Here is a 17,391-nt window from a genome sequence, read left to right on the forward strand (position 1 = left end):
CGGGAAGACGCTGTGTGCGCCGAACTATGTGGCACTGCTGCGGCTGGGTTCCGGCGGCATCGTGTGGGACAACCCCGCAGACTGGCGCATGGCGGACTTGCCCGCTAGTGACGCGCGAAACTACATCCAGTGCGTGTCCCTGATCATCCACGGCGTTCCGGTGAACAAGCCCGACTATCAGCCGGACATGGCGTACCGCTGTGCGCGGGCGGCCATCGGACGCAAGCAGGGGCGCGTGGCATGGTACGCCTGCCGGGACAAGCTGACCCCGGAGGAACTGCGGGATCGTCTGGCATCCTACGGTTGGGATGAAGCCATCATGCTGGATGGCGGCGGCAGCACACTGTTCTTCAACAGGGACGGCGGCAGCTGGTACTGCGACGGCAACCGGGTGCTGTACAGCTACATCGTGTTTACGCTTAAAAAGACCACGACGGCGCGGCCCACGTCCACCGGTGCAGCCGGACTGGCCCTGATCAAGCAGTTTGAAGGGTGCCGCCTGAAAGCGTACAAGCCCTTTGCCTACGAAAAGTATTGGACCATTGGCTGGGGTCACTACGGCCCGGACGTAAAGGCCAACCAGACCATCACGCAGGAAAAGGCCGACGCGATGCTGGTGGAAGATCTGAAGAAGTACGAAAAGTACGTGCTGAACGTGGCGTACTGCCCCATCACAGCCCAGCTGACGCAGAATCAATTTGACGCGCTGGTATCGTTCACCTACAACTGCGGCGGCGGGTGCCTCAAGACGCTCTGCAAGGGCCGCACGGCGGCGCAGATCGCCGCCAAGCTGCCGCTGTACAACAAGTCCGGCGGCAAGGCCATCGCGGGCCTGACACGGCGAAGAATCGCGGAACAGAAACTGTTTAATACGTAAGTGTCCGATTCGGGCACAAATAGAACCCCCATCAGCCATTATGGTTGGTGGGGGTTCTTTGCTATTTTGCGCGGTTTAACACCGCAATCATCCCAAGCCAGTAGCTTCCATCCTTAATACGTGAAAATAAAAAACTTGCACAAGTTTTCAGAACAGAATTGTGCAAGATGGATGGTACATTTGGCAAGTAGCATTAGGCAAAAAGATGTCCCGGAAATCACGAATGATTTCCGGGACAATCACATATAACAACATGGGTGATATGTATATCCCCACTCATACGTCATCAAAAGAACGGCATCTACGGCGGAGCCGATGGCGGCGTAGTCATGGGCTTCGTAGAGAAGGCCGCGCTGGGCGGCAGAAGTTTTGGGCGCGAGAGCCGCCCAGACAAAATAGCCCTGTGCGCCAAAAAGACGGCGGAGGCGGGCGAGAAATTCCGCGTAGGGTGTGGCGAGATAGGCGGGGAGAAATTCAAAATCCACGTCCAGACCCGCGAAACCTTTTTCCCGCAAGACCTGCTCAATATCGGCGATTAGCCGGGCCTGCGCGGCCTGATCCGTCAGGATGAGAGCGGCGCGCTCGGAATCAAACTGTTCGTTTTCCGTATAGGTGGAAAGATGGAGAACCGGGAGGGCTCCGTGTTCCCGGGCGGAGAGAAGGAGCGCATCATCTTCCGGCGGAAAAAGAGTGCCCTCAGCGGTGATGCCGTACGTAAAGGGCGTGAGATAAGTGAGATACGGAGTAACCGCGTCCAGCAGCAAGCGGTCGATAAAGGGGTAGGCGTAGCCATTGAAGGAGGCCGCGCCAATTGGAGGTTCCTCATAGGAGATCACGATGTCCATACCCACATCCAAATCGGGAACACCACCCAGAGCCCAGTTGTTTTGATAAAGGCTGCGGACGGTGACTCCGTAAGCTGCGGCAATGGAGGAGAGGGTATCCCCGGCGCGGACGGCATGGATGACTTTTGGAAAGCGGACGACAAGAGTTTGTCCCACTGCGAGAGCGCCGGAGGCGGGGACCTCGTTGTCCGCAGCCAGACGGAAAGGATCAACGCCGTATACCGCGGCGATGGAGTCTATTGAGTCGCCAATGTTTACCACATGAATCGTCATTTAAACATTCCCCCTTGCCGGCAACCTATGCGGGACGACGGGGATATATGCACAAAAAGGAAGCCGCTGTAATCCTACAGCGGCTTCCTTTTATGAGAGGGGCGGGCAGCTACATCTTTCCAGCCCTGTCAAACCGGAAGAGGGAACTGCCCTGTATGAGAGAAACGAACCGTGGCATCGGCATAGCACGGCTCAAGAAGAAAGCTCTTGCATTTCTTACATAGATACGATAACATAAGGGTGGCTATTAGAGAATGTCTGATTTGTACTACGAAACATGAAAGGGCGGCATAGCGCGTGAATATCAAAAAATACGAGGCATTCGTCCGCGCGGTGGAATTGGGAAGCTTGTCCAAGGCGTCGGAAGAGCTTGGTTATACGCAGTCCGGCATCAGCCACATGATGCAATCTCTGGAGGACGAGGTGGGCTTTCCTTTGATGATCCGAACCTCCTCCGGCATCCTTCCAAACTCTGAAGGCGAGATGCTGCTGCCCATTATTCGGCAGCTCTTAAGCACGAATGAGAATCTGGAGCAGAATATTGCCAAGATTAAGGGCGCGGACACCGGTCATATCCGAATCGCCTCTTTTTCCAGCGTGGCGATCTACTGGCTCCCCAACATCATCAGCGCATTTCAAAACGACTATCCCAATGTGGAAATTCAGATCATCGAGGGCGGCGCGGACCGCATCGACGCCATGATGGACAATCATGAGGCGGATTTATGCCTGTACACCGGCGGAGAAAAGCGATCCTTTGACTGGCTGCCGCTGTGCCGGGACGAGATGCTGGCGCTTCTGCCGCCGGGGCATCCCCTGACGGAGGGGGTGTCTGTGCCCATCGAGGCGTTTGAAAACGAGCAATTTATCATGCCGCTTGCTGGATATGACTACGAGGTCCACCATATATTAGACCGACTGAAGCAATATCCGCATATCCGGTTTTCCGCCTGCAACGATTATGCCATCATCAGCCTTGTGACAGCGGGGCTGGGGGTTTCCATCCTGCCCGAGCTGATTTTGCGGAACTATCAGAACGACGCGGTGGCCATGCCCATGGACCCGCCCCAGTACCGCGTTTTGGGAATGGGCGTGCCGCAGCTGAAGGCATTGTCACCGGTGACGCGGAATTTCATGCGGTATGTGCAGGAATACGCGAAAAAACGGCGTGGCCCGGACGCAATGCTGTAAATTTGGAAGAACGTCTTTGATTATTAAGCGGATAAAGGGGAGGCGGCTGCTTGGGTATTCTACTGTTTGGACTTTGGGTTCTTCTTTCCGGAAAACTGGGATTTGAGATCTGCGCCATCGGGGCAATCGTCTCCGTGGCACTGTACATACTGGCCTGCCGGACGCTGGGATACAGTCTCTCCGGGGACTTGAAAGCGCTGAAAAGGCTGGGGGGCGGTGTCTGCTACCTGCTGTATCTTTTGAAGGAAATGCTGTGGGCAGGGCTGGTGGTAATGCGGCTCATTTATACGAAGGGGCGGAATATGGAGCCAAGACTTATTTGGTTTCACACCGATCTGATGAACGACAGCGCCCGGGCCGCCCTCAGTGACGCCATCACCCTGACAGCGGGGACGATTACCGTGTCTCAGGAAGGGGATCTGCTGTGCGTTCACGCGCTGGATACCTCTCTGGCCGAGGGGTTGGAGCACAGCGAGTTTGAACGGAAATTGCGGAAACTGGAGAGGGACGTATGACCGACCTGAAAAACTTGGCGCTGACGGCGTCGGCAGTCCTGCTGGCGGTGCTGATTTTGGCGACGTTGGTGCGGGCCGTGATTGGGCCGCGCTTTACAGACCGGGTAATTGCCGTCAATATGATCAACACCATGGCGGTGGCGATTATCGCGATTTTATCGGTACGACTGAAACAGGACTTTCTGGTGGACGTGGCGCTGGTATACGCTCTTTTGAGCTTTTTGACCGTGGTGGTTATGACGCGGCTGGTGCTGGTGCGCCACTGGAGAAAGTGCAGAAAGACTGAACCGACGGATGCGAAGAAGGAGGCGGCAGAGCATGCTGAATAACATTCTGACCGCTGCCGGACTGATTTTTTTGGTGTTTGGCGTGTTCGTGTTCTTTTCGGCGGTGTTGGGACTCTACCGGTTCGACTATGTGCTCAACCGGATGCACGCCGCCGCAGTGGGCGATGCACTGGGAATTTTCTGTATTCTGGTGGGCGTGATCTTGTTCCACGCACCCACACTGTCCTCCATGAAAGCGCTGCTGATTCTGGTGTTTCTTTGGATCACAAGTCCGGTGGCGAGTCATTTGATTGCGCAGGTGGAGACGGCGACCAACCCCAATCTCAAGTCGGAATGTAAGGTGGAAAAACGATGACGATCTTGGAAAATATTCTGCTGGCGGGCCTGATCATCTGCGCGGCGGCGGCCCCGTTGTGCAAGCGGCTGCTGGCGACGGTGATTGTGTATCTGGCGTTCTCCGTGATTTTGGCAGTGCTGTGGAGTATGCTGCAAAGTCCGGACCTTGCCATCACGGAGGCCGCGGTGGGCACGGGAATCAGCGGTATCCTCTTTTTCTTGACATTGAAAAAAATTCGGGCGCTGAAGGGTACACGGGATGAGTGACGGAAGGGAAAAGAGCGCGTGGAGACGCTTTGCAGACTGGGTGAACGGAGACAGCGAACCCATTGACCGCACAACTCAGTACGTGATGAACCGGCGTCCGCCACGGCAGGAGGAACCGCCGGAGCTGCACGAGCAGCGAGAGCGTCTGCGGCTCAAAAAATTTCTTGGGCTCTATCCGCTGGCGGCGGGCTTTCTCTGCGTGGCACTCATTGCGATTCTTTTTGCCACGGTGATCTATATTCCGCCCTTTGGTCAGCCGGGGAATCCTACCAACAACGAGGTGTCCCGTCACTATTTGGAGTACACCGAGGAGGAAACCGGTGCCACCAACGCCGTGACGGGCATGATTTTGAGCTACCGTGGATTTGACACACTGGGCGAGAGCTGTGTGCTGTTTTTAGCGGTGAGCAGCGTGATGATGCTGTTGCAGCGGGACAAAAACAACACCGACGAGCAGACGCTCCATCGCCTGCGGCGGGAGGACGCCATCGAGCGAACCCATCCGGACAACATTTTGCGAAAATCTGCCAAGCTGCTGACACCGTTTATTTTGCTGTTTGCGTTGTATGTGCTGTTCAACGGAGAGATATCGCCGGGCGGCGGTTTTTCCGGCGGCGCAATTTTGGGTGGAGGGCTGATTCTCTACTCCTCTGCTTACGGGCCGGAACAGCTGAGTCGGCTGCTGACCCGGAGCCTTTATGACACGGTGCGGATCACGGGACTGATGGCTTATGCGCTGACCTATGGCATCTACATCTTCGCGGGAGCCAACGGAATCAAGCTGGAGATGGAGTGGATGATGATCGTGATTGATCTGGCGGTGGGGCTGGTGGTGGCCTGCACCATCTATGGATTCTATACCATGTTTCAAAGGGGGAAAGTCTGATGCTGGAGGCAATCGTGCAAAACCGATTCGCCGTGGTAGCGGTGATTTTATTCGGCATCGGACTTTTGAACATGATGCTCCAGCAGAACCTGATGAAAAAGGTCATCGGCTTCAGCATTATGGACTCCGCAGTGTTTTTACTGCTGGCCTCTCTCGGATACATCGAAGGACATGGCGCACCCATCATAGACGAGGGAAGCGTCAATGCCTCGCTGTATATCAACCCTATTCCCAGCGGTTTGGTGCTGACTGGAATCGTGGTGTCGGTCAGTGTGACAGCGTTTTCGCTGGCACTGATCCAGCGCATTTATCAGCGCTACGGCACTATTGAGCTGCACGAACTGCTGGAGCGGGCAAAGAAGGAGGAGGATTGATGCGGCCTTTCTACGAGAACCTCCCCTTTATCTGCATTTTTATCTCAATTGTCTGCGGTGTATTGTCCGCAGTAATTCGGGACGGGCGAAAGACCTATCGGCTGGCGCTGGCGATGTCGGCAACGATTGCCGTGCTTTCGGCGGTGCTGCTGTACTGCCTTTACACGGAAAACATCAGTTTTGTGTATTCCATGGGGCGGTTTGCCGCGCCCTTTGGCAACGCCATCAAGGCAGGGCCTTTACAGGCGCTGCTGGTGACGGTATTTGCCATTGTCATGGGCTTATCCCTGCTGGGCGGAGGACAGAGCCTGTTCCATGACATTCTGCCGGAAAAGCAGGGGCTGTATTTTGTCATGACGGACCTGCTGATGGCGGGACTTTTGGTACTGGTTTACACCAACGACATGTTCACCGGATACGTGTTCATTGAGATCACCACCATTGCGGCCTGTGCCATGGTGATGGCGAAGGACACGGGACCAAACCTGATCGCAACGATTCGATACCTCTTTATGAGCCTTTTGGGGTCGGGCCTGTTTTTAATCGGCCTGACACTGCTCAACAGCATCGCGGGATACCTGCTGATGGAGCCGCTGGCGAACGCTGTGGCGATTTTGGCGGAGCTGGGGCAGTATCACCGGCCGCTGATCGTGTCCATTGGACTGATGGTGGTGGGTCTTGGCATCAAAGGAGCTATGTTTCCCTTCCATTTATGGCTGCCGGACGCGCACGGCGGTGCCACCACATCGTCCTCTGCCATTTTGTCGGGGCTGGTGCTGAAAGGGTACATTGTGCTGCTCATCACGCTGATGACGCGGGTGTTCGGGTTGGAGCTGATGCGGGAGGTGGGCGTAAGCAATATTTTGCTGACGCTGGGCCTTTTGGGCATGATCTTCGGGTCGCTTGCGGCGATGCGGGAATATCACGTGAAGCGGATGCTGGCAAACTCCTCGGTGGCTCAGATCGGATACATCTTTATGGGTCTGGGGCTGGGGACCGAGGCGGGCGTGGTGGCGGCGTGCTTCCACATTCTGGTTCACGCGGCCTGCAAGCCGCTGCTCTTTTGCTGCGCCGGGCGGCTCTCCACAGTCAGCGGACATCATCGGTCGCTGAAAAATCTGCGGGGGAGTGCCTATCGGGACGTTGCCGCCGGAGTCGGCTTCACGGTGGGCGCACTTTCCATGATTGGCATTCCGCTGCTGGGGGGCTTCGTGTCCAAGCTGTATTTTTCAAAGGCTGCACTGGAGTCGCCCTTTATGGCGGTGGTACTGCTGACGATTGCGGCGTCCACGGTGCTGAACGCACTGTACTATGTGCCGGCAATTCTGGCGATTTGGGTGCGGCCGCCTTGGGAAGAGATTCAGCTCATTATGCTGGAGGTGAAACCGGAGGATACACGGTTCGACCGTTCGTTTTTTATCGCGGCGGCGGCGTTCATGGGCCTGATCTTTTTGTTGGGCATTGTCTATCACCCGATTTTAAATGTGATCGAGGCCGGCGTGCGGCTGATGTGACACAGAAATTTTGCGAGGGGAGAATCCGCTTTGCTGCTGATACCGATTTTGCTGCCCGTGGTGGGAGGCGTGTTCGTCTTCCGCCAGAAAGATGAAAAGACCCGCAACCGGATGGTGCTGTGGCTGACTGCCGCGACCGCCGCGGCTGCGCTCGTTCTGTGCGTCCTGCCGGAGCGTTCTATGAAGCTGATGACCATTGAGGGAACGTTGCAGCTGGCTTTGCAGAGTGACTCTCTGGCCAAGTTCTTTATGGTACTGATTGCTGCAATCTGGCTGCCAGTGGCGATGTTTGCCAGAACATATCTCCGCCATGCGGGGCGGGAACAGCAGTTTCAGGGATTTTACACCATGACGCTGGGCGCCTTGATGGGCCTTGCGCTGGCGGACAACTTCGTGACGCTGTACATGTTTTTTGAGATGATGTCCCTTCTGACAGTGCCTTTAGTGCTTCATAGCGGTACTCCGGCGGCTCGGCGGGCCGGCCTGAAATATCTGGGGTATTCCGTATTTGGCGCGGGTATGGCACTGGCGGGATATTTCTTCCTGTCCCACTTCCTGCTGAACCAGAGCTTTTCCGGCGGGGGTGCGCTGAATCTCCAACTGGCGGAAGAACACAGACCGTTGCTGTTGTGCGTGTTTTTTGTGATGATGGTGGGTTTTGGCGCAAAGGCGGGCATGATGCCCATGCAGGCGTGGCTGCCCACGGCCCATCCGGTGGCTCCGGCCCCGGCCTCCGCCGTGCTGTCCGGCGTGATTACGAAGGGCGGTGTGCTGGCGATGATCCGGGTGACATACTACCTGTTTGGCCCGGAGTTTTTGCAGGGAAGCTGGGCGCAGTATGCCCTGCTGATACTGGCCCTTTGCACGGTGTTCACCGGCTCTATGCTGGCGCTGAAGGAGAAGGTCCTGAAAAAGCGGCTGGCCTATTCCACCGTTAGTCAGGTGTCCTATGTGCTGTTTGGACTGCTGCTGCTGACACCCGGGGGCGTGCGGGGTGCGCTTTTGCAGATGGTGTTCCACGCACTGGCAAAGGATGCGCTGTTTATGGCGGCGGGCGCGATCATCATTGCGACGAACTTCACTCTGGTGGATCAGCTGGTGGGCATCGGAAAGCGGATGCCCCGAACGATGGTGTGCTTTTCCGCGGCGGCGCTGTCCATTATCGGCATTCCGCCGATGAGCGGATTTATCAGCAAGTGGTATTTAGCGTCCGCGGCGCTGAATTTTGAGTCCCGGGTTATTGGGTATCTGGGTGTGGCGATGCTGATTCTGTCGGCGCTGATGACTGCCGGGTACCTGCTGCCTATTGTGGTGCGGGGATTCTTCCCAGGCAAAGACGTGCTGGTGGAGCGCCGGGAAGTGGGTCCGCAGATGACTGCGCCCATGATGCTGCTGGGCGCGGCGGTGCTGCTCTTTGGACTGTTTCCAAACGGTTTGCAGGTGTGGATTTCGACACTGCTGCCGCAGATATTCTGATATGAATCCGGAACGAAAGGAGGCCGACGGATGTACTGGCTTCAGGCACTTCCCATCTTGATTCCTGTGGTGCTGGGCTTGGGACTGCTGATTTTGCAGCCCCAGAGCCGAAAGGTGCGCAACTGCTATATTATGGCGTCGGTACTGTTGACGGCGGCCCTCTCCTTCGCATCCATTGCGGTGGCGGCTGCGGCCGACGTGGCCCCGGCCTGCACACTGGTGCGGTTTTCCAGCGAGTTTTCCATCTCGCTGCGCATTGACGGTGCGTCGATGGTATATGGGTCCATTGTGTCGGCCCTGTGGCCGCTTATCACGCTGTATAGCTTGGATTATATGACTCACGAAGGGCAGGAGAACCGGTTCTTCGGCTTTTGGATCGCCAGCTTCGGCGTGGTGCTGGGAGTGGCGTTTGCAGAAGACTTTTTGACGCTGTATCTCTTCTACGAGTTGCTGACGCTGGCGACACTGCCGCTGGTGATGCACTTTATGGACGAGAAGGCTCGGTACGCCGGACGGAAATATCTTGTGTATTCCCTTTCGGGAGCGGCGTTTGCTTTTATCGGCATTGTGTTTTTGCTCAATTATGGAACAACTCTGGACTTCACCTATGGCGGTGTGCTGGACATGGTGAAGGCGGCGGGGAACGAACCCACGCTGCGGGCTGTGTTTGTACTGGCGTTTTTTGGCTTTGGCGTGAAGGCGGCCATTTTCCCGTTTTACGGATGGCTGCCGGACGCGTCCGTGGCTCCCACGCCGGTCAGCGCCCTGCTCCACGCGGTGGCGGTGGTGAAGGCGGGAGCGTTTGCGGTGCTGCGGCTGATCTACTTCGGCTTTGGTGCGGATTTTCTGCGGGGAACCACGGCTCAGACCGTGGTTATGACGGCGGCGATTGTTACCATCGTATACGGGGCCGCTCGGGCGCTGCGCACGCCCCACCTCAAGCGGCGGCTGGCCTTTTCCACGGTGAGCAACCTCAGCTATATCCTCTTTTCGCTGACACTGATGCTGCCGGCAGGACTCACCGGCGCACTGACCCACATGGTCTATCATGCGGTGGTGAAGATCACCATGTTCTGCTGCGCAGGCGCGATTATCCAGAAGTGCGGGCGGGAGTATATTTACGAGTTTGAAGGGATCGGGCGGCGGATGCCGGTGGTATTCGGGACGTTTACCGTGTCGGCGTTCGCGCTGATCGGACTGCCGCCGTTGGGCGGCTTTGCGGGGAAGTGGATGATCTGCTCCGCCGCAGTGTTGTCGGCGGACCCACTGGCCTATGTGGGTATCGGCGCGCTGATTTTGTCCACCCTGCTGACGACCTTGTATATGATGACGATTTTTGTCCGGGCATGGTTCCCGGTGGGCGCGGTGGACGCGGAGGCACTGGCCGACATTCATGATCCGGGGAAGGCCATGACGATTCCGCTGGTGGTTTTGGCGGCGGCGGGCATTGTACTGGCGCTGGTATCCAATCCGTTGATCGCATTTTTGCAGGCGGTGGGCTTCAATACGCTTTGAGAGGGGGAAAACGCTGAGTGGGTACATTTTTGTTGTTGTTTTTAGTGTTTTTTCCTTTTTTGTCGGCGTATTTTGTTTATCCGCTGCGCAGAAGAGGTCGAGAATACCGTAATCTGTACATTCGCGTCATTCCCGGCGTGGAGTTGATGGCGGCGGTGCTGCTGCTGGCCTTTCCGGGAACAGCGGTATTGTCGCAGGTATGCGGCATGGGACTGCGGTTTGAGGCCGGGAGTCTGCACACGATGCTGGCGGTGCTGTCCGCATTTTTGTGGCTGATGACGGCGCTGCCCTGCAAGGAATATTTTGCGGACCGCGAAGGAGTGAACCGCTATTACTGCTCGTGGCTGATGACGCTGGGAGCGCTGATGGGTGTGTTTCTGGCGGCAGACCTGTTTACCCTGTTTGTATTTTTTGAGATCATGTCCTTTGCCTCCTATGTGTGGGTGGCGCAAAATGAGAATCCCGGGGCACTGCGGGCCGGACAGACCTATCTGGCGGTGGCGGTGTTCGGGGGAATGATGCTACTGGTGGGGCTGCTGATGCTGCATCATCTGCTGGGGTCGTTAATTTTTGAACGGATGCCGGGACTGGTGGCGGCACTGCGGAAAGACCAGTACGGCGAGCTGTTTGCGGCGGGATTGTTCTGTCTGGTGGGCTTTGGGGCTAAGGCGGGCATGTACCCGCTGCACATTTGGCTGCCAAAGGCCCATCCGGTGGCGCCTGCGCCGGCATCGGCACTGCTCAGCGGAATTTTGACCAAGAGTGGTATTTTCGGCATTCTGGTGACATCCCGGTACTTGTTCTTTTCCTCCGCCGATTGGAATATGGTGATTTTGGTTTCAGGAACGATCACGATGGTGCTGGGTGCGGTGCTGGCGCTGTTCTCCATCAACTTGAAACGGACGCTGGCCTGTTCCTCCATGTCTCAGATTGGATTTGTTCTGGTGGGCGTGGCAATGCAGGGCTACCTAGGAGCGGAAAACGCGCTGGCGGCATGGGGGACTGTGCTCCACATGCTGAATCACGGGCTGATTAAGCTGGTGCTGTTTGTATCGGCGGGCGTGGTTTATCTGGGAACCCATTCGCTGAACCTGAACGATATTCGAGGCTGGGGACGAAACAAGCCCATGCTGAAAACCGTGTTCTTCATTGGTGCGGCGGCCATTGCCGGTGTGCCGGGAACCAGCGGGTACATCAGTAAAACGCTGCTTCATGAGAGCATTGTGGAATATATCCACGAGCTGGAACATCTGGGGATTTCCGCAGCGGGATTTCAAACGGTGGAATGGCTCTTTTTGATTTCCGGCGGACTGACGGCGGCGTATATGACAAAGCTGTTTGCGGCGATCTTTTTGGAACGCCGGGCAGAAAAACAGAAGTTCAACGCCCGGGAGTACATGGCTCCGGCGACGCAGGTTACGGTGGGGCTGACAGCGTTTTTGCTGCTGGCCCTCGGGTTGACGCCTTGGGCCAGTATGCAGACAATTGCGGAGAGTTCCTCTATATTCCTGCGGGCAGGCGAGCATCACGGGCGTATCCAGTATTTCTCCTGGATAAATTTGCAGGGAGCACTGATTTCGCTGGCCATCGGCGCGGCGATATACGTGCTGCTGGTTCGGACGGTGTTCCGAAAGAAGACGGCCGATGGAGCGGCGTACCCGGATCTTTGGCCGGAGAAGCTGGATCTGGAAGATCTGGTGTATCGGCCTGTCGTGAAGGGACTTGCGTTCGTTGGGGCGCTGTGCGCCCGGGTGAGCGCGGGCATTGGAGATTTTTTGGTGCTGGCGGGAGAAAAGCTGCTGTACCTGAAAGCACCCGGCGTATTCGTACCGAAGAAGAACGAGAATTTCGGTGTGTATGCCCGGAAACCCAAGCGGTTTTTGATTGGCGAGACATTTGCCTTCGATTTGACGCTGGCGGGAGTTGGGTTGATAGGGGCACTGACCTACATCATCTTCCAATAGCCGAAGAGGATACGGCGAGAGCGAATAGACGAAAGAAAAGGGCAGGAAGTTGCTGTGCGGCTTCCTGTCCTTTTTATTGTGTGCCGATGGAGGCGGTTTCGGCAGGGACGACACCGAGGCGGTGAAGGCGATGGATTGAAAGGGGAAATAGGAAGGTGGAAGTGCTGCGGATGCTGGGAATTACCGCGCTGGCAGGGATGGGGGGCACAGGACTGGGCGGAGCAGTGAGCTGTTTGTTCCGACGGGACTCCAGCCGGACGATCAGCTTGCTGCTGAGTTTTGCAGCGGGGGTTATGGTGGCGGTAGTGTGTTTTGATTTGCTGACAGACGCGCTGGCACCGGTGAGCGCCGAGGGGCAGACACCGCTGGGGCTGATTGTCGGAGGTGTGCTGGCAGGATACGGGATCATCTGCGGGCTGAATGCAAAAATTGAGAGCAGGCGCGAAAAGACGGAGAAGCAAAACCGGGGCGGAATGTTTATGGCGGGCGTGGTTATGGCTGCGGCCATTGCGCTGCACAACGTGCCGGAGGGGATGGTCATTGGCGCGTCATTTGCCAAGGAGGCAGCGGTGGGAGCGGTGAGCCGGGGTGGATTAATGATGGCGGCGGTGATCGGACTGCACAATATTCCAGAGGGGATGGCAGTGGCGGTGCCGCTGATATCGGGAGGAATTTCAAAGCCGAAAGCGGTGATTACCACTGCCGTTACAGGGGCGCCTACCATTTTGGGGGCGGTTGCGGGGTACTTTTTGGGAACGCTGGGGCCGAGAACGCTGGCGGTGGCGCTGAGTCTTGCGTCGGGAGCGATGCTGTACGTGGTGTTTGGAGAGCTGCTGCCGGAGGCAAGCGGCCTGTGGCAATCCAAAGCCCCGGCGCTGGCGGCGGTGATTGGAATGATGGTGGGAATGATCATCATTTATATGTAGCACGCACAAGAATCTCGTCTGCGGGCGGAGCGTTTTTTAGGCTGAGAAAATATTGAGTCCATCTAAGGGAAGTTGTGGTTCCGCCGAAAGGCGGAATTTTTTTGTTTTTTGGGGACATGTACGCTAACGTGCAAGTTGTGAGGGAGGGGGCCTACTTCATGTAAGAGCGAGGTGAGAACGATGCAAAAGAAACTGACCGGCGGGGAACTTGACCGGTTTTGCCGGGAATTTCTGCTATCCATGGACCCAAACCGAGCGGCGAAAAGCGTGGGACGCGAGGACGGCTATGCCCTTCTGCGGCTGACGGCGGTGGAGGAGCGGCTAAAATGGATGCGGCGGATGGAGCTGCCCACCCGGCAGGATGTGCTGCGGCGGCTGGGACAGATGGCGTTTGGACGGGTATCGGACGCGGCAAAGCTGGCAAACCGGGAGATGCTGGAGTCGGGAGAACTGGATTTGTCCGATGTGGCAGAGTTGAAAATTACGGACAAGGGAACGGAGATGAAACTGATCGACCGGGTGCAGGCGCTGGAAACCCTGTGGGGTTTGCTGGATGAGGGCGGCGAGGACGGCATGGAGCGGTTTTTGCAGGCGCTGAAGGCGGAGGATGAAAAGGAGGGGCCGGAGCGTGGAGGCGGTACGGTTCTCTGATAAGCAGCGGAGGGCGCTGCGCTGGTGGCAGACGGATGGGAGACGGTACGACGCGGTGATCTGCGACGGGGCTGTGCGAAGCGGAAAGACCTTTTCCATGGGACTGTCCTTCTTTTTGTGGGCAATGAGCAGCTTTGACGGTCAGCAGTTCGGCGTGTGCGGAAAGACAATTCTCTCTCTGCGGCGAAATGTCTTGCAGGAAATCGTACCCGTGCTGCGGAAGCTGGGGATGACCTGCACGGAGAAGCGGTCGGAAAATCTGGTGGTGGTTTGCAGCGGAAAAAGGAGAAATCGGTTCTGTCTGTTCGGCGGAAAAGACGAGTCCAGTGCGGCTTTGATTCAGGGGAGCACCTTTGCGGGGGTATTGTTAGACGAGGCGGCGCTGATGCCCCAATCGTTTGTGGAGCAGGCATGTGCGAGGTGCTCTGTGGCGGGGAGCAAGCTGTGGCTGGACTGCAATCCAGAGGGGCCGAACCATTGGTTTTACCGGGAGTGGATTTGCAAGGCAAGAGAGAAGCGGGCGTTGTATCTCCACTTCACCATGGCGGACAATCCGGTGTTGACGGAGGAGATCCGGGCGCGGTACGAAACTTGTTACAGCGGCATTTTTTACCGGCGTTTTGTGCTGGGAGAATGGGTGGCGGCGCAGGGACTGATCTACGACTTTTTTGAGCGGGAGACATTTTGCGCCGCCGCGCCAAAGGGTGAGATGGAACGGTGGCGGGTGTCCGTGGACTACGGAACGGCAAATCCGGCCTCCTTTGGGCTATGGGGCCTTCGGGGCGGCGTGTGGTACCGGGTGGAGGAGTATTATTACAATTCCAGAATGGAGGGGCGGCAGAAGACCGACGAGGAATACGTGGAGGATATGAGGAAGCTGATCGGGGAGCGGAAGGTGGAAACGGTGGTGGCGGACCCGTCGGCGGCCAGCTTTATCACGGCGCTGCGGCAGGCGGGGTTTTCAGTGGAAAAGGCGGACAACAATGTGCTGGACGGAATTCGGACCACGGCGGACGCTCTGAAAAGCGGAAAAATTGTTATTTGCGAAGGCTGCGAAGACTGCCTGCGGGAGATGGAAGGGTACTGCTGGGAGTCCGGTAACCGGGATGCGCCGAAAAAAGAAAATGACCACGCCATGGACGACCTGCGCTACTTTGCCATGAGCATCGCAAAGCCACAGGGAGCCGGATTTGCCGCCACATGGGTAGAGCGGGAAATGTGAGGCGGCACTGTGAATTTTCGGCGCAGAGGCGCATCGAAGACGCGGGCGGCGAATCGGGGGATGCCGTCCGGAGCATGCGGGAGGAGCAATCATGAAATTCGGGAAGAAAAGACAGGAGCCGGAAACGGCGGCAGCGGTACAACTGCGGAACGCGGAACGTCATCCCTTCGGTATTTTGGATGGATACGTACCGCTGCGTGAAGGAGAAATCCGGCTGTACCGGGCCATTCGGGAGGGCGTTCCGCTGGTGGACGCGGCAATCTACAAGCTGGTGAGGATGACCGGAGGCGTATCCGTCAAGTGCGCAGAGGTGCGGGCGGAACGGGAGCTGCAAGAGTTTTTGCGCACCGTTCCGGCGGGGCGGGGACAACGGGGAATCAATGCGTTTTTGGAGTGTTATCTGGATTCACTGCTGACCTGCGGCCGAGCTGTGGGCGAGATTGTGCCCACGGGAAACGGGCGGGAGATCGCGGCGCTGCTGTGCGGCCGGGCAGAGGACGTGGAGATTCAGGAGGGGGATAATCCGCTGGATTTTTGCCTCTGCGGCCGGGACGAGTCGGGACGGATGGGGCCGCTGCCCCGGCAGGAGCTGCTGCTGTTCACGCCGTTTAACCCGGAGACGGGAAATCCCTACGGCGTGTCGCTGCTGCGATCCATGCCGTTTTTGGCGGACATCCTAATGAAAATTTATCACACTGTGGGAGTCAACTGGGAGCGGTGCGGCAATGTGCGGTTTGCGGTGACCTGCAAACCCGGTGAGGATGGCCGGGGACAGGCGGCGGAGCGGAGCCGACAACTGGCGGAAGAGTGGTCCGCCGCCATGCAGGACGCGAAAAACGGACGGGTGCGGGATTTTGTTGCCGTGGGCGATGTGGAGATCAAAGCCATCGGCGCGGATGAACAGATCTTGGACAGTGAGATTCCGGTGCGGCAGATTTTGGAACAAATCGTCGCGAAAACCGGAATTCCGCCCTTCATGCTGGGGCTGTGCTGGAATTCCACGGAGCGGATGAGCTCTCAGCAGGCGGACATGCTGACCACCGAGATCACAGCCATCCGGCGGTCGCTGGCGCCTGCGGTGGAACAGGTTTGCAGACTGTGGCTCCGTATGCATGGGTATGGGTGCAGCTTTGAGCTGGTTTGGGAGGACATCAATTTGCAGGACGAGGTGGAAGACGCGAGGGCGGCGTTGTATCTGGAGCAGGCGCGAAAGCTGAGACTTGAAAACGACCGGCAGGAGACGGGAAAAATGCGGTCGTAATTCAGCGGAGTGATCACTCAAACAAATTTTTTGAAAGAGGGGCGCAAGAATGGATGTACGAAAGGACACGGGAACTGCGGAGCAATGGGTTGTCGGAGAGGATGACATGAGCTGCATCAACCGATTCGCCAAAAAGATTCTGACGGCGGACGAGGTGTACACCTTTGCGGTGCGGCTGTGTGACAACGAGGTGGACCGGGACTTTGAACGGTTCGACGAGCCAGCGCTCAGCATACTGGGCGATCTGTTCGTGGGGAAGAGCGGCGTGTTTGACCATCAGTGGTCGGCGCTGGGGCAGACGGCGAGAATCTATCGGACGGAGATGGTACGGGAAGCGGGACGAGTCACGGCGGCGGGCGATGGATACTGTTATTTGAAAGTATGGGCCTATCTGCTGAAAACGGAGAAAAACGCCGACCTGATCGCAGAAATCGAGGGCGGCATCAAAAAGGAAGTCTCCGTGGGCTGTGCGGTGGGGCGGAGCGTATGCTCCATCTGCGGAGAGGAAAGCGGAACCTGCCAGCACCAAAAGGGGCAGACCTATGGTTCTCAGCTGTGCTATGCGGAACTGAGGGAGCCGACTGACGCCTATGAATGGTCCTTTGTGGCGGTACCCGCCCAGAGAGAGGCGGGAGTTCTGAAGCGCTTCGGCCAAAAGACGGATACGGGGCTTGCGCAGTACGTGGGGCAGAAAAAGGAGTTTCGAGAGGCATGGGACACCTTGCAGAAGCAGGCGGAGATGGGAAGAAGCTATCTGGCGGGCCTGCGCCGGGAGGTGGTTCGTCTGGCGCTGGTAAGCGATGAGGACTTGGATGGAACCGTGTTTCAGGGCATTGCGGACAAGCTGGAGGAATCGGAGCTGCTGGAACTGAAAAAAGCCTATGAAGCGCGGACGGAGAAGCGGCTTTCCATCCAGCTGCGCAGAGCGGGCCGCGAAGTGAAGGACGGAGACGGAGAGGTGTTCCGGGTGTGACGCGTCACGCCTGCTACATAAAGGAGGGAGCTGGGAGC

18 protein-coding genes are annotated in these 17,391 nt (G+C 57.3%); 17 read left to right on the forward strand and 1 reads right to left on the reverse strand.

Features of this window, described 5'->3' with window-relative positions; genetic code table 11:
• Nucleotides 1-877, forward strand: an 877-nt coding sequence (locus ON16_RS15330; protein WP_081579629.1) for a glycoside hydrolase family protein, incomplete at its 5' end; no start/stop codon positions are given.
• Between the two features lie 239 nt (nt 878-1,116).
• Here ON16_RS15330 and ON16_RS07735 read toward each other — a convergent pair.
• Nucleotides 1,117-1,995, reverse strand: coding sequence for a LysM peptidoglycan-binding domain-containing protein (locus ON16_RS07735; RefSeq protein ID WP_040661782.1), 879 nt, complete (start codon nt 1,993-1,995; stop codon nt 1,117-1,119).
• 297 nt (nt 1,996-2,292) lie between these two features.
• Between ON16_RS07735 and ON16_RS07740 the strand changes: the two genes are divergently transcribed.
• The 16 genes from ON16_RS07740 to ON16_RS07815 all read left to right on the forward strand — a co-directional run bounded on the left by ON16_RS07740 (nt 2,293) and on the right by ON16_RS07815 (nt 17,353).
• Entirely contained in the window at nt 2,293-3,186 is an 894-nt protein-coding gene (locus ON16_RS07740; RefSeq protein ID WP_040661112.1) for a LysR family transcriptional regulator, read from the forward strand.
• Between the two features lie 50 nt (nt 3,187-3,236).
• A complete protein-coding gene (locus ON16_RS07745) occupies nt 3,237-3,701 on the forward strand; it encodes a Na+/H+ antiporter subunit E (protein WP_040661113.1) in 465 nt (154 codons plus the stop codon).
• On the forward strand, nt 3,698-4,030 hold the full coding sequence (locus tag ON16_RS07750) for an MrpF/PhaF family protein (protein ID WP_040661114.1): 333 nt from the start codon (nt 3,698-3,700) through the stop codon (nt 4,028-4,030). The genes ON16_RS07745 and ON16_RS07750 overlap by 4 nt, the downstream gene beginning before the upstream one ends.
• Nucleotides 4,020-4,343, forward strand: a complete 324-nt coding sequence (gene mnhG / locus ON16_RS07755) for a monovalent cation/H(+) antiporter subunit G (protein WP_040661115.1) — start codon at nt 4,020-4,022, stop codon at nt 4,341-4,343. Before ON16_RS07750 ends, mnhG begins: the two co-directional genes overlap by 11 nt.
• Nucleotides 4,340-4,591 (forward strand): Na(+)/H(+) antiporter subunit B, encoded by a 252-nt coding sequence (locus tag ON16_RS07760; protein WP_040661116.1) that lies wholly within the window; start codon nt 4,340-4,342, stop codon nt 4,589-4,591. The genes mnhG and ON16_RS07760 overlap by 4 nt, the downstream gene beginning before the upstream one ends.
• A complete protein-coding gene (gene mbhE, locus ON16_RS07765; protein ID WP_040661118.1) occupies nt 4,584-5,477 on the forward strand; it encodes a hydrogen gas-evolving membrane-bound hydrogenase subunit E in 894 nt (297 codons plus the stop codon). Before ON16_RS07760 ends, mbhE begins: the two co-directional genes overlap by 8 nt.
• Nucleotides 5,477-5,851 carry a sodium:proton antiporter gene (locus ON16_RS07770; protein WP_040661119.1) on the forward strand — a complete coding sequence of 125 codons (375 nt, stop codon included), beginning with the start codon at nt 5,477-5,479 and terminating at the stop codon, nt 5,849-5,851. The genes mbhE and ON16_RS07770 overlap by 1 nt, the downstream gene beginning before the upstream one ends.
• Nucleotides 5,851-7,365 carry a complex I subunit 5 family protein gene (locus ON16_RS07775; protein WP_040661120.1) on the forward strand — a complete coding sequence of 505 codons (1,515 nt, stop codon included), beginning with the start codon at nt 5,851-5,853 and terminating at the stop codon, nt 7,363-7,365. The genes ON16_RS07770 and ON16_RS07775 overlap by 1 nt, the downstream gene beginning before the upstream one ends.
• Before the next feature lie 30 nt (nt 7,366-7,395).
• Nucleotides 7,396-8,841 carry a complex I subunit 5 family protein gene (locus tag ON16_RS07780; protein WP_040661121.1) on the forward strand — a complete coding sequence of 482 codons (1,446 nt, stop codon included), beginning with the start codon at nt 7,396-7,398 and terminating at the stop codon, nt 8,839-8,841.
• A gap of 30 nt (nt 8,842-8,871) precedes the next feature.
• Nucleotides 8,872-10,356, forward strand: coding sequence for a complex I subunit 5 family protein (locus tag ON16_RS07785; RefSeq protein ID WP_040661122.1), 1,485 nt, complete (start codon nt 8,872-8,874; stop codon nt 10,354-10,356).
• Between the two features lie 17 nt (nt 10,357-10,373).
• Nucleotides 10,374-12,320: a complex I subunit 5 family protein gene (locus tag ON16_RS07790; RefSeq protein ID WP_040661123.1), complete on the forward strand. Its 1,947-nt coding sequence runs from the start codon at nt 10,374-10,376 to the stop codon at nt 12,318-12,320.
• A 155-nt stretch (nt 12,321-12,475) separates the two neighbouring features.
• Entirely contained in the window at nt 12,476-13,246 is a 771-nt protein-coding gene (locus ON16_RS07795) for a ZIP family metal transporter (RefSeq protein ID WP_051131622.1), read from the forward strand.
• Between the two features lie 180 nt (nt 13,247-13,426).
• Complete coding sequence (locus ON16_RS07800; protein ID WP_040661125.1) at nt 13,427-13,897, forward strand: terminase small subunit; 471 nt, start codon at nt 13,427-13,429, stop codon at nt 13,895-13,897.
• Nucleotides 13,875-15,119, forward strand: a complete 1,245-nt coding sequence (locus ON16_RS07805; RefSeq protein ID WP_040661127.1) for a PBSX family phage terminase large subunit — start codon at nt 13,875-13,877, stop codon at nt 15,117-15,119. The genes ON16_RS07800 and ON16_RS07805 overlap by 23 nt, the downstream gene beginning before the upstream one ends.
• A 91-nt stretch (nt 15,120-15,210) precedes the next feature.
• Nucleotides 15,211-16,380 carry a phage portal family protein gene (locus tag ON16_RS07810; protein WP_040661129.1) on the forward strand — a complete coding sequence of 390 codons (1,170 nt, stop codon included), beginning with the start codon at nt 15,211-15,213 and terminating at the stop codon, nt 16,378-16,380.
• 49 nt (nt 16,381-16,429) lie between these two features.
• The gene (locus ON16_RS07815; RefSeq protein ID WP_040661131.1) at nt 16,430-17,353 is read left to right on the forward strand and encodes a hypothetical protein; all 924 of its coding nucleotides are present in this window, start codon (nt 16,430-16,432) and stop codon (nt 17,351-17,353) included.
• The last annotated feature ends 38 nt before the right edge of the window (nt 17,354-17,391 follow it).

Origin of the sequence: Oscillibacter ruminantium GH1 (genome assembly GCF_000307265.1) — a bacterium.
Lineage (GTDB): Bacteria > Bacillota > Clostridia > Oscillospirales > Oscillospiraceae > Oscillibacter > Oscillibacter ruminantium.

Excerpts from the sequence above, each read along its gene's own strand:
- ON16_RS07735 (WP_040661782.1), bottom strand. The coding sequence starts at position 1,995 with ATGACGATTCATGTGGTAAACATTGGCGACTCAATAGACTCCATCGCC.
- ON16_RS07750 (WP_040661114.1), top strand. The coding sequence starts at position 3,698 with ATGACCGACCTGAAAAACTTGGCGCTGACGGCGTCGGCAGTCCTGCTG.
- mnhG (WP_040661115.1), top strand. The coding sequence starts at position 4,020 with ATGCTGAATAACATTCTGACCGCTGCCGGACTGATTTTTTTGGTGTTT.
- ON16_RS07760 (WP_040661116.1), top strand. The coding sequence starts at position 4,340 with ATGACGATCTTGGAAAATATTCTGCTGGCGGGCCTGATCATCTGCGCG.
- mbhE (WP_040661118.1), top strand. The coding sequence starts at position 4,584 with ATGAGTGACGGAAGGGAAAAGAGCGCGTGGAGACGCTTTGCAGACTGG.
- ON16_RS07770 (WP_040661119.1), top strand. The coding sequence starts at position 5,477 with ATGCTGGAGGCAATCGTGCAAAACCGATTCGCCGTGGTAGCGGTGATT.
- ON16_RS07775 (WP_040661120.1), top strand. The coding sequence starts at position 5,851 with ATGCGGCCTTTCTACGAGAACCTCCCCTTTATCTGCATTTTTATCTCA.
- ON16_RS07785 (WP_040661122.1), top strand. The coding sequence starts at position 8,872 with ATGTACTGGCTTCAGGCACTTCCCATCTTGATTCCTGTGGTGCTGGGC.
- ON16_RS07800 (WP_040661125.1), top strand. The coding sequence starts at position 13,427 with ATGCAAAAGAAACTGACCGGCGGGGAACTTGACCGGTTTTGCCGGGAA.
- ON16_RS07810 (WP_040661129.1), top strand. The coding sequence starts at position 15,211 with ATGAAATTCGGGAAGAAAAGACAGGAGCCGGAAACGGCGGCAGCGGTA.
- ON16_RS07815 (WP_040661131.1), top strand. The coding sequence starts at position 16,430 with ATGGATGTACGAAAGGACACGGGAACTGCGGAGCAATGGGTTGTCGGA.